The sequence below is a fragment of the Caballeronia sp. Sq4a genome, assembly GCF_023170545.1.
Classification (GTDB): domain Bacteria; phylum Pseudomonadota; class Gammaproteobacteria; order Burkholderiales; family Burkholderiaceae; genus Caballeronia.
Map to the genome: position 1 here is coordinate 2,731,139 of NZ_CP084250.1, position 13,025 is coordinate 2,744,163.

Annotated in this window: 12 protein-coding genes and 2 pseudogenes; 5 read left to right on the top strand and 9 right to left on the bottom strand. The window is 63.3% G+C overall.

Annotated features, from left to right (window positions below; genetic code table 11):
* The first annotated feature begins 43 nt into the window (after positions 1-43).
* The 3 genes and pseudogenes from fliJ to LDZ24_RS28125 form a co-directional block, all read left to right on the top strand.
* Positions 44-493, top strand: coding sequence for a flagellar export protein FliJ (gene fliJ / locus LDZ24_RS13040; RefSeq protein ID WP_175938533.1), 450 nt, complete (start codon positions 44-46; stop codon positions 491-493).
* 74 nt (positions 494-567) lie between these two features.
* A complete protein-coding gene (locus tag LDZ24_RS13045) occupies positions 568-2,010 on the top strand; it encodes a flagellar hook-length control protein FliK (protein WP_248320703.1) in 1,443 nt (480 codons plus the stop codon).
* 380 nt (positions 2,011-2,390) lie between these two features.
* Positions 2,391-2,501: pseudogene (locus LDZ24_RS28125) on the top strand (IS481 family transposase); the annotation flags it as partial.
* Here the strand turns inward: LDZ24_RS28125 and LDZ24_RS13050 are convergent.
* Positions 2,467-3,060 (bottom strand): annotated as a pseudogene (locus tag LDZ24_RS13050) (helix-turn-helix domain-containing protein); the annotation flags it as partial. The pseudogenes LDZ24_RS28125 and LDZ24_RS13050 overlap by 35 nt on opposite strands.
* Before the next feature lie 377 nt (positions 3,061-3,437).
* Between LDZ24_RS13050 and flgK the strand changes: the two are divergent.
* Both flgK and flgL read left to right on the top strand, forming a co-directional pair.
* Positions 3,438-5,375: a flagellar hook-associated protein FlgK gene (flgK, locus tag LDZ24_RS13055; protein WP_248320704.1), complete on the top strand. Its 1,938-nt coding sequence runs from the start codon at positions 3,438-3,440 to the stop codon at positions 5,373-5,375.
* An 11-nt stretch (positions 5,376-5,386) separates the two neighbouring features.
* On the top strand, positions 5,387-6,625 hold the full coding sequence (gene flgL / locus LDZ24_RS13060) for a flagellar hook-associated protein FlgL (RefSeq protein WP_248320705.1): 1,239 nt from the start codon (positions 5,387-5,389) through the stop codon (positions 6,623-6,625).
* 442 nt (positions 6,626-7,067) lie between these two features.
* On the opposite strand, the gene LDZ24_RS13065 is transcribed toward flgL, so the two are convergent.
* From LDZ24_RS13065 to fliL, 8 genes are all read right to left on the bottom strand, one after another.
* Positions 7,068-7,400 (bottom strand): hypothetical protein, encoded by a 333-nt coding sequence (locus LDZ24_RS13065; RefSeq protein WP_248320706.1) that lies wholly within the window; start codon positions 7,398-7,400, stop codon positions 7,068-7,070.
* Positions 7,401-8,017: 617 nt separating this feature from the next.
* Positions 8,018-8,812: a flagellar biosynthetic protein FliR gene (gene fliR, locus LDZ24_RS13070; RefSeq protein WP_248320707.1), complete on the bottom strand. Its 795-nt coding sequence runs from the start codon at positions 8,810-8,812 to the stop codon at positions 8,018-8,020.
* Positions 8,813-8,819: 7 nt separating this feature from the next.
* Positions 8,820-9,089, bottom strand: coding sequence for a flagellar biosynthesis protein FliQ (gene fliQ, locus LDZ24_RS13075; RefSeq protein ID WP_175938546.1), 270 nt, complete (start codon positions 9,087-9,089; stop codon positions 8,820-8,822).
* 10 nt (positions 9,090-9,099) lie between these two features.
* Complete coding sequence (fliP, locus tag LDZ24_RS13080; protein ID WP_206467222.1) at positions 9,100-9,870, bottom strand: flagellar type III secretion system pore protein FliP; 771 nt, start codon at positions 9,868-9,870, stop codon at positions 9,100-9,102.
* Positions 9,871-10,132: 262 nt separating this feature from the next.
* Positions 10,133-10,648, bottom strand: coding sequence for a flagellar biosynthetic protein FliO (fliO, locus tag LDZ24_RS13085; protein ID WP_248320708.1), 516 nt, complete (start codon positions 10,646-10,648; stop codon positions 10,133-10,135).
* Positions 10,645-11,079, bottom strand: a complete 435-nt coding sequence (gene fliN, locus LDZ24_RS13090; protein ID WP_175938540.1) for a flagellar motor switch protein FliN — start codon at positions 11,077-11,079, stop codon at positions 10,645-10,647. The genes fliO and fliN overlap by 4 nt, the downstream gene beginning before the upstream one ends.
* Complete coding sequence (fliM, locus tag LDZ24_RS13095; RefSeq protein ID WP_175938539.1) at positions 11,072-12,073, bottom strand: flagellar motor switch protein FliM; 1,002 nt, start codon at positions 12,071-12,073, stop codon at positions 11,072-11,074. The genes fliN and fliM overlap by 8 nt, the downstream gene beginning before the upstream one ends.
* A 33-nt stretch (positions 12,074-12,106) precedes the next feature.
* A complete protein-coding gene (gene fliL, locus LDZ24_RS13100) occupies positions 12,107-12,598 on the bottom strand; it encodes a flagellar basal body-associated protein FliL (protein ID WP_248320709.1) in 492 nt (163 codons plus the stop codon).
* Positions 12,599-13,025 lie beyond the last annotated feature (427 nt).

Below are 13,025 nucleotides of genomic sequence, written 5' to 3' on the forward strand. Positions count from 1 at the left end.
TAAGAACACGTAGAGCCCTGAAGACCACAGGAACCGCCACGTCATGTCCAAGAATCTGCCGATCAACACGCTCATCGAACTCGCGCAAGAAGAGCTCGACGCCGCCACCAAGAAGCTCGGGAAGTTGCAGCAGGAACGCAACGAGGCCGAGAAACAGCTCGAATCGCTCGTTGCCTACCGCGACGAGTATCACGCGCGCTTCACGGCATCTGCCCAGCAAGGCACGACGGCGCAGACGCTGCGCAACTTCCAGGCGTTCGTCGATACGCTGGATTCGGCCATCGCGCAGCAGCGCATGCTGCTCGTGACGGCCGACCAGCGCATCGAGGCGGCAAAGCCGGAGTGGCGGCTCAAGAAGCAGAAGGTCGGCAGCTACGAAGTGCTGGCTGCACGGGGCGAAGCGGTTCTCGCGCGCAAGGCGGCGCGTGTCGAACAGCGCGAAGCGGACGAGCACGCGGCGAAAGTGCTGCGCATGCGAGCCGAGCGCGCCTGACGGATTTTTAGCGGCGCTGCTGTCATGGCAGCGAGCGCCGCGTGTAGTTTATTTCAGGATTTAAGAGGTCGAACATGTCCTCCGTTTCAACCATCGGCGCGCTCACGGGCGCGAGCTCGTCGAGCGCATCGACGGCCAAGCGCGCGGCGAGCGCGGGCGTTTCGTTCGGGCTGACGCTGCAAGGCATCACCGACCGCGCGAACGCGGACGCCCTCGCGGCGAAGGCACTCACGTCCGGCGACAAGTCGAGCGTGCACGACGCCCCGAAGCCCGACGACAGCGCGAACGCCGGCAAGAGCGATGACGCGCAGGCGTCGACATCGGCGGACGCGAACGGCAAGACCGACGCGACGCACGACGCGCCGAAACATGCGGACAAGAGCGACGGCGCGGACGCGTCGAAGCCGGCCGCGAGCGCCAACGCGAACGCGAAGCCTGCGAATGCAGCCGATGCCGCTGCGAAAGCGGCCGCCGAAGCGAAGGCGCGCGCCGACGCCGCCGACGCGTCGGATGCGGATGCCGATGACACCAGCCTCGCCGCGCTCACCGATGCGGCGACTGGCGCGGCCACGGCGGCATCGGCGGACGGCGACGCATCCGCGACCGGCGACGCGAAGAAGAGCGCCGACGCGAACCCGGCTCAGGATGCGCTGCAAGCCGCGCTTGCGGCGATGAACGGCACGCCGGCCAATGCGGCTGCCGTGGCTGCGGCTGCGCATGCCGGCGGGAATGCCGCGAACGGCGCGAATGGCTCAAACGGCGCCAAGGCGACGGACGGGACGACGAGCGAAACGCAGGGCGCCTTGCTCGGCGCGGGCGCGAAGGGCGCGCGCGGCATCGCGTTGACGAACGGCGCATCGGGCGATGCGAAGAACGCGGCTGCGAGCGCGGCGCAGACGAACGCCGCCGCGCTTGCCACGGCGCAGGACGCGCTGACGCCGGCCGGCGACGGCGCGAGCGCCGCGTACAAGCAGTCCGCCGATGCGGCGGCGCATGCGGTCGCGTTGCAGGCGGCATCGGCGAATGCGGGCGTATCGAGCCCGCAAGGCGCGATGACGTCGGCGACGAGCGCGGCGATTGCGCCGCACGTGGGCGCATCCGGCTGGGACGATGCGTTCAGCCAGAAGGTCGTGTTCGTGTCGAAGTCGGATCAGCAGAGCGCGGAGCTCACGTTGAATCCGAAGGATCTCGGACCGCTGCAGGTGACGCTTCAGGTCGCCGACAATCATGCGCACGCGCTGTTCGTGTCGCAGCATGCGCAGGTGCGTGAGGCGGTGGAAGCTGCGATGCCGAAGCTTCGCGAGGCGATGGAAGCCAATGGCATCAGTCTCGGGAGCACGAGTGTCTCGGATGGGTCGGCGTTTGGGCGTCAGTCCCAGGGGGATGGTCAGGGCGGGGCTTCTTCTTCCTCTCGCGGAGGGCGGGGTGTTGGCGGTGGCGGTGGTCTCGAGGCCGCTGGCGGGGGCGTTTCTGCGGTCGTTCGGCGGACCGTGGGGCTTGTGGATACTTTTGCTTAAGGGCTTCTCTTTCCCCGATGGGCGTTGGTTTGGGTTCGGTCGTTGGGGTTGCCCTTTGCCGGGGCGAGGTTGCGGACCTACGCGGTAGCGCTTGGGGCGGTCTTTCTTTCGTTCTTTCGGGGAACTTATTCTCGCGTCGGTCTATTGGCGCTGCCCCTCCCCGGGGCGGGGGTCACTTTCTTTGCTGCTGTGTATAGACCGGAGACATGGGTAACAGGTGTGTCAGGACATAGGTAACACAGTCAACTGCTCCTGCTGCGCTCTTTCAAGTCGACGGTATCGATTCGATGATGAAGGAAGTACACGTCATAGCAGCCGTCGGTGTCCGGACACGCCCGCAGGGCGATCGGCAGGTTCGCCAGCGCGCTTGAGACTTTTTGACTGCGCTGGCGATCTGGCTGATGCGCCTTGGCATCCGGATCTCGTACAGCCGCCCCCGGCACCCGCAGACCAACGGTAAAGACGAACGGTTTCAACACGGCGCAAGTGCTCGCGCACCACCCGCGTGGGCGTGCTGCCGCAAGCATCGAGCGCCAGATCGAAGCGCGAGTGATCGTCCAGCACGGTGAACGGCGCGCAGCGCGTCCCACTGTCGAGTTCGATGCAGCCCTTGAAGTCCATCTGCCACAAATCGTTGGGATGCGCGTGTTCGAAGCGCTGCCACGGCAAGGCTGCGGTGCTGCTCTCGGCGCTGATCAGGCCGTGCCGATGCAGAATGAGCGTCACGGTGCTGGGCGATGGGGTCCGATCGCAACCGAGATCGCTCATGCGCCGCGCGATCTTGGGCGCGCCCCAGGCAGGCTGCGCTTGACGCAGCTCGACCACGCGCGCCTCGACATCGGCCGCCGTACGCGACGGGCTATGGATGGGCCGCCGGCATCGATCGGCCAGCGCGGTGTCGCCCTGCTCGTAGCGCCTGATCCACTTGTAGCCGGTCTTCGGACTAATGCCGTACTGGCGACACAAGGCGCGTCGATTGGCCCCTTCTTGGCTGGCGAACTTCACGAACTCAAGCCGCAGTTCCATGATGTCTTTGCTATCCCAGGTCATGACCGACTCCGGACGAACCATTCGTCCGAAGTGTTACCTATGTCCTGGAACAGGTGTTACCCATGTCTCCGGTCTATACACAGCGGCAAAGAAAGTAACCCCCGCCCCGGGGAGGGGCAACGCCAATAGACCGACACGAATAGAAGTTCCACGAAAAGGAGCGGCAGCAAAACAGAACCAAACGCGAGAATTAACCCAAGAACCCCCCGTACATCGCCGCATACGAAGCACAAAGATAGAAGCAAAATGCAAGAACCCAAACAACGCCCGCCGCAGGCGAAAACCCGAAAGCATCAAAAAAGGAAACCATTAAATTTCCCCGGCGAACAGCCGATATAACGTGCAATCAAGCGGCAGCGCCAGAAAAGGATTCGTGCATGTCCAACAACATCATCAACATCGGCTTGTCGGGCCTGAATGCGGCCCAGTGGGGCCTCACGACGACCGGCCAGAACATCAGCAACGCCGCCACGCCCGGCTATACGCTGGAAAAGGTCGCGTACCAGGAAGCGTCCGGTCAAAGCACCGGCTCCGGGTATCTCGGCAACGGCGTGCAGACGGTCACCGTCACGCGACAGTACAGCCAGTACCTGACGACGCAAGTCAACAACACGCAGTCGGCGAGCAGCGCGGCGAACACCTATTACACGATGCTCTCGCAGCTCAACAACCTCGTCGGCGATCCGACGTCGGGCATCGCGGCGGGCATCAGCAACTACTTCTCCGGCCTGCAGTCGGTGGCGAACTCGCCGAGCAGCACGGCCTCGCGCCAGTCGCTCGTCAGCAGCGCGCAGACGCTCGCCGACCAGATGACCTCCGCCGGCGAGCAATACGACCAGCTGCGCCAGAGCGTCAACACGCAACTGTCGAGCGCCGTCTCGTCGATCAACAACTACGCGCAGCAAATCGCCGATCTCAACAAGCAGATCAACGGCGCGAGCGCATCGGGCCAGCAGCCGAACCAGTTGCTCGATCAACGCGATCAGGCCGTAACGAACCTCAGTTCGATGATCGGCGTGCAAGTCGTGCAGCAGGACGGCAACTACAACGTGTTCATCGGCAACGGGCAGCCGCTCGTCGTCGGCAATACGCAGTACGGCCTGCAAACGGTGACGTCGCCCTCCGATCCGAGCGAGCTGACCGTCGCGTTCAAGCGCACCGACGGCACGCCGCAGACCGCCGCGAACACGCAGTACATCGACAATTCCGCGCTGACGGGCGGTGTCGTGGGCGGCCTGATCGACTTCCGCACGCAGACGCTCGATCCCGCGCAGGCGCAACTCGGCGCCATCGCGACGAGCTTCGCCTCGCAACTGAATAGCCAGAACGCGCTCGGCCTCGACCTGAGCGGCAAGGCGGGCGGCGCGCTCTTTTCGACCGGCACGCCCAACGTATATTCCGACGCGCGCAACAAGGGCAGCGGCAGCGTGGCCGTCTCGTTCGCCGACGCGTCGCAGCCTTCCACGGGCGACTACACCCTGACGTACAACGGTACGGACTACGAAGTGACCGATCCGGCGTCGGGTAAATCGCTCGGCAGCATTACGCCGCCCGCCAACAGCGGCACGTTCGACGGCCTCAACATCACCGTGTCCGGCACGATGCAGAAGGGCGACTCCTTCAGCATTCAGCCGACGCGCGGCGCGCTGGACAACTTCGCGCTGACCACGAAGAGCCCTACCGCGATCGCGGCGGCATCGCCCGCGGTGAGCTCGGCATCGACTTCGAACACGGGCACCGGCTCGATCACGTCGGCGACGGTGGCGGCGGGCTACAGCATGCCGTCGAACATCTCGCTCACGTACGACAAGGCCGCAGGCGGCTTCACGTCGAACGTCGATGTGACCGTGAACGGCACCGCGTACACCGCGAACTCGACGATTCCGTACGACGCCTCGAAGGGACTCACGATCACGTCCAACGGCGTAAGCGCGACATTGAGCGGCGTTCCCGCCGACAAGGACGTGTTCAATATCGCCGCTAACAAGGGCGGCACGAGCGACGGCAGCAACGCGCTCGCGATGGCGAACCTCGTCTCGGCGAAGTCGCTCAACGGCGGCACCGATACGCTCACGGGTTCGTACGCGAGCTACGTGAACGACATCGGCAATCAGGCCAATCAGCTCAAGGCGACGAGTTCGTCGCAGACCGCGCTGCTCAATCAGGCGACAGCGGCACAGCAGTCCGTGCAAGGCGTGAACCTGAACGAAGAAGCGGCCAACCTCATCCAGTATCAGCAGCTCTATCAGGCGAACAGCAAGGTGATTCAGACCGCGTCGTCGCTGTTCCAGACGCTGCTCGGCATCTTCAACTGAGGCAACTCGCGATGCGTATTTCCAGTTCCCAGTACTTCAATCTGAACGTCGCTTCCATGAGCGACCAGCAGAGCACGCTGGCGTCCATGTATCAGCAGATATCGTCGGGCAAGCGCATCATGACCGCGTCCGACGACCCGCTCGGCGCGGCGCAGGCCGTGCAGCTCACGATGCAGGGCAACGCGCTCACGCAATACGGCACGAATCAGACGAAGGCGCTCTCCTCGCTGCAACAGGAAGACTCCACGCTGAGCGACGTGAGCGACGTGATGCAAAGCATCAAGACGAAGCTCGTGCAGGCCGGCGACGGCTCGCTGACGGACGCGAACCGCACGGCCATCGCCAATGCGATTCAGGGCTATCGCGATCAGCTCATGAACATCGCGAACACCACGGACAGCGACGGCAATTACATCTTCTCGGGCCTCAAGGGCGGCACGCAGCCGTACACGAACAACCCGTCGGGTGTCGGCGCGACGTATTCGGGCGACGCCGGCCAGCGCACGGTGCAGATCAGCGCGGGACGTTCGATCGCGGTGGGCGACCCGGGCCAGTCGATTTTCGGCAGCGTATCGCCGACGGAAAGCACGCCTGTTTCGAGCGCGGCTGCGACGAACACGGGCACGGGCACGATCAGCGGCGTGAGCGTTTCCGACCCGAGCAATCCGAATAACGGCAGCACGTACACGATCCAGTTCGCCGTCGATGCCACCGCGGGCACGACGAGCTACACGGTCACGGCGGTGCCGGCGGATTCATCGTTGCCGACGACGCCGACCGCGTACACCGGCAAAGCGGACATCACGCTCGGCGGCCAGACGGTGTCCGTTGCGGGCGCGCCCGGCAATGGCGACAGCTTCACGGTGCAGCCCGCGACCGCTGGCAACAACGACATCTTCGCGACGCTCGACAACCTCGTGAGCGCGCTGAAGCAGCCGACCGGATCGGACAGCGCGCACGCCGCGCTGACCAACGCGCTGACGACCGCGGGCACGAAGATCACCAACACGTTCAACAACGTGCTGGCGGCGCAGACCGTGGTGGGCGGACGCGAGCAGCAGATTCAATCGACGCAGACGGCGATGCAGACGACGCAGACGCAGAACGCATCGGATCTGGCGAACCTGACGCAGATCGACCTGGTTTCGTCGATCAGCTCGTATGAGTTGACGCAGAACTCGCTTCAGGCGGCGCAGATGGCGTTCACGCAGATTCAGAAGATGTCGTTGTTTGATTATTTGGGCGGGTAAGCGCGGCGGCTTTTGATAGAAGCGGTAGTAGGTTGCGGGGCATGGCTCGGGAGAGCTTTGCCCCGTTGTTGTTTTCGGCGTGGCGCGACGACAAAGGCGTGAGTTCGTTGCTGTCGGTCGGGCTGCCGTCTCGACTGTAGACGTTGACCCGCACGAATGAAGGCACGGTTCGCTGAAGCCGATAACAGTTTGCGGGGCGTTGCTCGGGAGAGCGGCAGCCCTGTTGCTGCCTCCGCCATCGCACAACGACAGTGGCGCAAACTTCCTTGCTGAAGACGGTATGCCGTCTCGACCGCCGCAATCAGATGCGCGCGTCGATCGATGGCGTGCGAAGAAAGTGGCAGACGTTGAACCGGACGCATGAACGCGCGATTCCGCTGAAAGCGATAGCAGGTCGCGGGGCATTGCGCGAAAGAGCGGTGCCTCGTTGTCGCTTTCGGCATCACACGACGACGGTGGCGCGACTTCCTTGCTGTAGTCGGTCTGCCGTATCGACCGCCGCAATCAGATACGCGTGTCGATCGACCGATGGCGTGCAAAGAAACGGCAGACGTTCAACCCGACGCATAAGCGCGCGATTCCGCTGAAAGCGATAGTAGTTCGCGGGGGATTGCGCAAAAGAGCCATGCCCCGTCGCTGTCTCCAGCATCGCACGACGACGGTGGCGCAGCTTCGTTGCTGACGGCTGGTCTACCGTGTTGAGCGCCGCAATCAGATACGCGTGTCGATCGACCGATGGCGTGCAGGGAAACGGCAGACCTTGAACCGGACGCATAAGCGCGCGATTCCGCTGAAACCGATAGTAGTTCGCGGGGGACTGCGTAAAAGAGCGGTGCCCCTTCTTTTCTCTGGCATCGCACAACGACAGTGGCGCAACTTCTTTGCCGAAGTCGGTATGCCGTCTCGACCGTCGCAGTCAGGTACGGTGTCGGTCGACCGATGGCGTGCGAAGCAAGTGGCAGGCGTCGAACCGGACGCATGAACGCGCGATTCTGCTGAAAGCGATAGTAGTTCGCGGGGCATTGCGCAAAAGAGCGATGCCCCCTCGCTGTCCCCAGCATCGCACGGCGACGGTGGCGCGTCTTCTTTGCTGACGGCTCGTCTACCGTGTCGACCGCCGCAATCAGCTCGCGCGTCGATCGACCGATGAGATGTTAAGGAAATGGCAGACGTTTCGAACCGGGCGGATAAGCGCGCGGTGTTCGCGGGGCGTTACGCGAAAGAGCGGTGCCCCGTTGTGTCTCCAGCATTGCGCGACGACAGTGGCGCAACTTGGTTGCTGACAGTCGGTCTGCGGAGTCGACCGCCGCAACGACATACGTGCGTCGACCGACCGATAAGGTGGCACGGAACAAACCAAACACCGAGGCGGCATCCCGCCGACGCCCAACCTCAATAAAGTGCCCCAGCCACGCGCCCCACTTGCGCGATACCCGCATCGAAGATGCGCAAGAAGAACGGCATCAGATTGGGCAACATGAGCTGCAAGAGCAGCAAGCCGACCAGCATCGTGACTGGAAACCCAACCTGGAAAATCCCGATCTGCGGCGCCGCCCGGTTCAAAATGCCCAGCGCCAGATTAGAGATGAGCAGCGCCGCCACGATCGGAAGCGAAAGCAGCAGGCCCGTGCCGAAAATACTGGTCCCATAGCCAACAAGCACGCGCCAGCCCTGCGCATGCGATGCCGCCGCCACCACGTTCGCCTCGATCGGCACATTCTGGAACGTCGTCACGAGCGCGCTGATTAATTGCAGATGGCCGTCGAACACGAGAAACGCGAGCATCGCGAGCGTGTTCAGATAGCGCGAGATGACCACCGCATTGCCGCCCTCGCGCGGATCGTAAAGCATGGCAAAGCCGAGGCCCATTTGCTGGCCGATGAACTCGCCCGCGGCATCGACGGCGGCGAATGCAATCTGCATCGTCATGCCGATGGCCGCGCCGATCAGAAACTGATTGACGATGATCCAGATGCCCGCCGCCGAGAACACCGTGGTTTGCGGCATCGCGGGCAAAGTCGGCGCGACGATCAGCGTGATAAACGCGCCAAGCGCAATCTTCACGCGCGTCGGAATGGCCATGTGGCTCAAGACCGGCGCGGTGGCGAGGAGCGCGAGAATGCGCACGAACGGCCACAGGAACGCGGTGAGCCAGCCGTTCAGTTGCGCGTAGGTGACGGAGAACATCGAACGCTCAGCCGGTAATCGCGGGCGTGATCGTGAACACGTGGCGCATGTAGTCGAGCAGCGTCGAGAGCATCCACGGACCGGCGATCACGAGCGTCACGGCGACCGCGATCAGCTTCGGAATGAACGAGAGCGTCGATTCGTTGATCTGCGTGGCCGCCTGGAAGAGGCTCACGACGAGACCCACGACGAGCGCGACCAAGAGCAACGGCGCGGCGAGCAACAGCGCGACGACCATCGCCTGATGCGCCATCGTCATGACGGATTCGGGTGTCATGCGCGTCTCCTTACGATACGAAACTTTGAGCCAGCGAGCCGATCAGCAACTGCCAGCCATCGACGAGCACGAACAGCATCAGCTTGAAAGGCAGCGCGATGGTCGTGGGCGACACCATCATCATGCCCATCGACATCAGCACGCTCGCCACCACCATGTCGATGATGAGGAACGGAATGAAGATCGTGAAGCCGATCTGGAAACCGGTCTTCAGCTCGCTCGTGATGAACGACGGCACGAGCAGCGAAAGCGGCACGTCTTCCGGGCCGTTCATCGGCGGGGCCTTGGAAATGCGGGCGAACAGCGCGAGATCGGATTCGCGCGTCTGCTTCAGCATGAACTGCTTGAAGGGCGCGACGCCGCGCGTCATTGCCTGATCCATCGCGATCTGGCCTTCGGAGAAGGGCTTGTATGCGTCGTTGTAGGCACGGTCCAGCACCGGCGACATTACGAAGAACGAGAGAAAGAGCGCGAGGCCGACGAGCACCTGATTCGGCGGCGTGCTCGACGTGCCGAGCGCCTGGCGCAACAGCGACAGCACGATGATGATGCGCGTGAAGCTCGTCATCATCAGGACCATCGCGGGCAGGAACGAGAGCATCGTCAGCAGCAGCATGGTCTGCACGCTGAGCGAATACGTCGTGCCGCCGTTGGGGCCGGGGCTCGTGTTGAACGCGGGCAAACCCGCCGTGCTTTGCGCGAGGGCCGCGAGCGGCGACAGCGCGATGACAACCGGAAGCGCGAGCTTCACGCCCCGCGCGATGTGACGACCGACCTGCATTACTTGCTCCCGCCGACGAACTGCATGAGACGCTTGAGCGCGTCGCCAAGCCGCTGACTCTGAAAAATGACGAATGTGATAGCCATGGTGTCCTGCCTCTTTCGATAGCATGAATTGTTGACTATCCCGGTCGCAAACGATGGCGCGAACAGAAGGGCAATTCGGCGCCAACTCGTTCTATTGCGAAAGCGCGCGTCGCCCAAAGCAAAACGGGCGTGGTCCTCGCGGAGCACGCCCGATGGATCGGCTGGAACGGTCGGCTTTACTTGCCGGTACTGACGAACTTCTGAAGCCGCTTGTTCGCTTCGCCGGCGAGCGCATCGCGAAAGCGCTGGCCGAACGAACCCGGCAACGTTTGCGCGGGCGATCCCGTCACGCCGGCCGGCACTTCGGCTTCGGCGGAACCGGCGGGCATCGTGTGCAGAAGCCGCACGTTGCCGGGGCCCGCGCCGAGCACGAGCCACGTATCGCCGACCTCGACCACTGCCACGCGCTCCTTGTTGCCGAGCGATGCGCCGCCCACCACCTTGACGAGCCCGCTGCGCTTGCCGCCCTGATAGCCGAACTTGCGGGCGAGCCATGCGCAGCCGAACACGAAGCCGATGACGACGGCGAGCCCGAGCAGCGTTTGCAGCACCGCGCCGAAGCCGAGCGAAGGCACCGCGCTGCCCGCGCCGACGCCCGAGGCGATCTGCGCGGCATGATTCACGGCGTTCATGTCGGCTGCATGGGCGAAGATTGGCGCGGCCAACACGACAACGGTGGCGAGGCGTTTCATCGATTCAGCTTCCGGATACGTTCGGACGGCGTGATGATGTCCGTCAGGCGAATGCCGAACTTGTCGTTCACCACGACCACTTCGCCCTGCGCGATCAGACAGCCGTTCACGAGCACGTCCATCGGCTCGCCTGCGAGGCCGTCCAGTTCCACGACCGAGCCCTGCGCCAGTTGCAGCAGGTTGCGGATCGCGATCTTCGTGCGCCCGAGTTCCACCGTCATCTGCACGGGGATATCGAGAATCATGTCGATGTCGTTGCGCGTCGAGGGCGCCGCGGCCTTCGACAGCGGCTGGAATACGCCCGCCGATGCGACCGGCGCTTCGTTGCCGTTCTGTTCGGCGAGCGCGCTCGCCCAATCGTCCATCGAGAGTTCTTCGTCTTTCATGTCGGTCGCGCCGGGCTGGGTGCCTTCCTGCATCAGATCACTCATAACTACCTTCCTTCGTCGAATCGCTGGCGCTGCTGATCATGTTCTGGACACGCAGCGCATATTGACCATTGAAAATTCCGTAACCGCATTCCATCACCGGCACGCCGTCCACCTTCGCGACGACCTGCTCGGGAATGTCGATCGGCAAGACATCGCCCGCGCGCATGTTGAGCAGCTTCGCGAACGACGAGCGAATCTCGGCGAGATCCACCGTCAGCTCCACTTCGGCCGACTGCACCTGCTGCGACAGCACGCGCACCCAGCGGCGGTCCACTTCGAGCGCTTCGCCCTGAATCGGCGAGGAGAGCACGTCGCGGATCGGCTCGATCATCGAGTACGGGAAGCAGATGTGCAGCGTGCCGCCGATCGAGCCGAATTCGATGGTGAACTGCGTCACGATGACGATTTCGTTCGGCGTCGCGACGTTGGCGAACTGCGTGTGCATCTCCGAGCGCATGTATTCGAACTGGAGCGGGCGCACGCTGCGCCACGAGGCCGCGTAGTGCTCGAACACGAGGTTCAGCAGCTTGTGGATGATGCGCTGCTCGGTCTGCGTGAATTCGCGGCCTTCGACGCGCGTATGAAACCGCCCGTCGCCGCCGAAGAGGTTATCCACGACGAAGAACACGAGGTTCGGATCGAACACGAACAGCGACGTGCCGCGCAGAGGCTTCACATGGACCAGGTTCAGGTTGGTCGGGATCGGCAGATTGCGCGTGAATTCGCTGTACTTCTGCACCTTCACGGGGCCGACGGAGATTTCCGCCGAACGCCGCATGAAGTTGAAGATGCCCACGCGCATGAGGCGCGCGAAGCGGTCGTTGATGATTTCGAGGCCGGGCATCCGGCCGCGGACGATGCGTTCCTGCGTCGCGATGTTGTACGGACGCACGCCGGCTGGCTTGTTTTCGTCGGAGACCTGGTCGATCTCGCCGGTGACGCCCTTGAGGAGGGCATCGACCTCCTCTTGCGACATGAACTCTTCGTGGCCCATGACTCTCTCGTTCCTTGATTGGGTGCCGGGCGCTTACTGAACGACGAATTCAGTAAAGAGCACTTCCTGAATGTGGGCCGGCTGCTCGGGCGTACTGGCGGCGGCTTCGACGGTTACGCGCAGTTCGTCGGCGAGCTTGCGTTTGCCGTCGATGCCCGCGAGGTCGTCCGGATGCTTGGCGGAGAGCAGCAGCAGGATGCGGCTGCGGATTTCCGGCATGCGTTCGGTGAGCGCGGCTTGGCCTTTCTCGTCCTTGAGCTTGAGCGTGAGGCCGACGCGCAGGTAATGCATGATGCCGTCGTCGGCTTGCAGGTTGACTGTCAGCGACTCGAGCGGGAAGAACACGGGCGGCGGCAGCGGCGCGGGCTTCGCGGGGCCGTGCGCGGACTTGCCGAGCACGAAGTACGCGCCGCCGGCGCCTGCGCCGAGCAGAACGATCGCCCCGATGGCGATGATCAGAATGCGCTTGAGCTTGCCGCTCTTCGCGGGAACGATGGGTTGCTGGTTTGCAGTAGTGGTAGCCATGAATGCGTGCCTCTTTCGATAGGTTGAATTGTTCGCTATCGCGGCTTGTCGTGATGGGTCGAACAGAGGGGGTTTTTGGTGCCTTTTTGGGGTTCTCGGGCGGTTGGTCGGGGGCGGAACTGAGGATTCGGTGTGGGGGGGCTTTGTGTGGAGCTTGTCGTTGCGCATGGCTGTTGGGGGTTTGCCCCTTGGCTGGGCGCGGGTTTGCTAACTTACGCAGTAACGGTTCGTCAGCTCGTTCTTTCGTGGGACTTGGGCTCGGGGCGGTCTTTCGTTCTTTCGTTCTTTCGTGGAACTTGTTTTCGCGTCGGTCTATAAGCGTGGCCCCTCCCCGGGGCGGGGGTCACTTTCTTTGCTGCTGTGTATAGAGCGGAGACATGGGTAACACCTGTTTCAGGACATAGGTAACACTTCGGACGAATGGTTC

Excerpts from the sequence above, each read along its gene's own strand:
- fliJ (WP_175938533.1), top strand. The coding sequence starts at position 44 with ATGTCCAAGAATCTGCCGATCAACACGCTCATCGAACTCGCGCAAGAA.
- LDZ24_RS13045 (WP_248320703.1), top strand. The coding sequence starts at position 568 with ATGTCCTCCGTTTCAACCATCGGCGCGCTCACGGGCGCGAGCTCGTCG.
- flgK (WP_248320704.1), top strand. The coding sequence starts at position 3,438 with ATGTCCAACAACATCATCAACATCGGCTTGTCGGGCCTGAATGCGGCC.
- flgL (WP_248320705.1), top strand. The coding sequence starts at position 5,387 with ATGCGTATTTCCAGTTCCCAGTACTTCAATCTGAACGTCGCTTCCATG.
- LDZ24_RS13065 (WP_248320706.1), bottom strand. The coding sequence starts at position 7,400 with ATGCGTCCGGTTCAAGGTCTGCCGTTTCCCTGCACGCCATCGGTCGAT.
- fliR (WP_248320707.1), bottom strand. The coding sequence starts at position 8,812 with ATGTTCTCCGTCACCTACGCGCAACTGAACGGCTGGCTCACCGCGTTC.
- fliQ (WP_175938546.1), bottom strand. The coding sequence starts at position 9,089 with ATGACACCCGAATCCGTCATGACGATGGCGCATCAGGCGATGGTCGTC.
- fliP (WP_206467222.1), bottom strand. The coding sequence starts at position 9,870 with ATGCAGGTCGGTCGTCACATCGCGCGGGGCGTGAAGCTCGCGCTTCCG.
- fliO (WP_248320708.1), bottom strand. The coding sequence starts at position 10,648 with ATGAAACGCCTCGCCACCGTTGTCGTGTTGGCCGCGCCAATCTTCGCC.
- fliN (WP_175938540.1), bottom strand. The coding sequence starts at position 11,079 with ATGAGTGATCTGATGCAGGAAGGCACCCAGCCCGGCGCGACCGACATG.
- fliM (WP_175938539.1), bottom strand. The coding sequence starts at position 12,073 with ATGGGCCACGAAGAGTTCATGTCGCAAGAGGAGGTCGATGCCCTCCTC.
- fliL (WP_248320709.1), bottom strand. The coding sequence starts at position 12,598 with ATGGCTACCACTACTGCAAACCAGCAACCCATCGTTCCCGCGAAGAGC.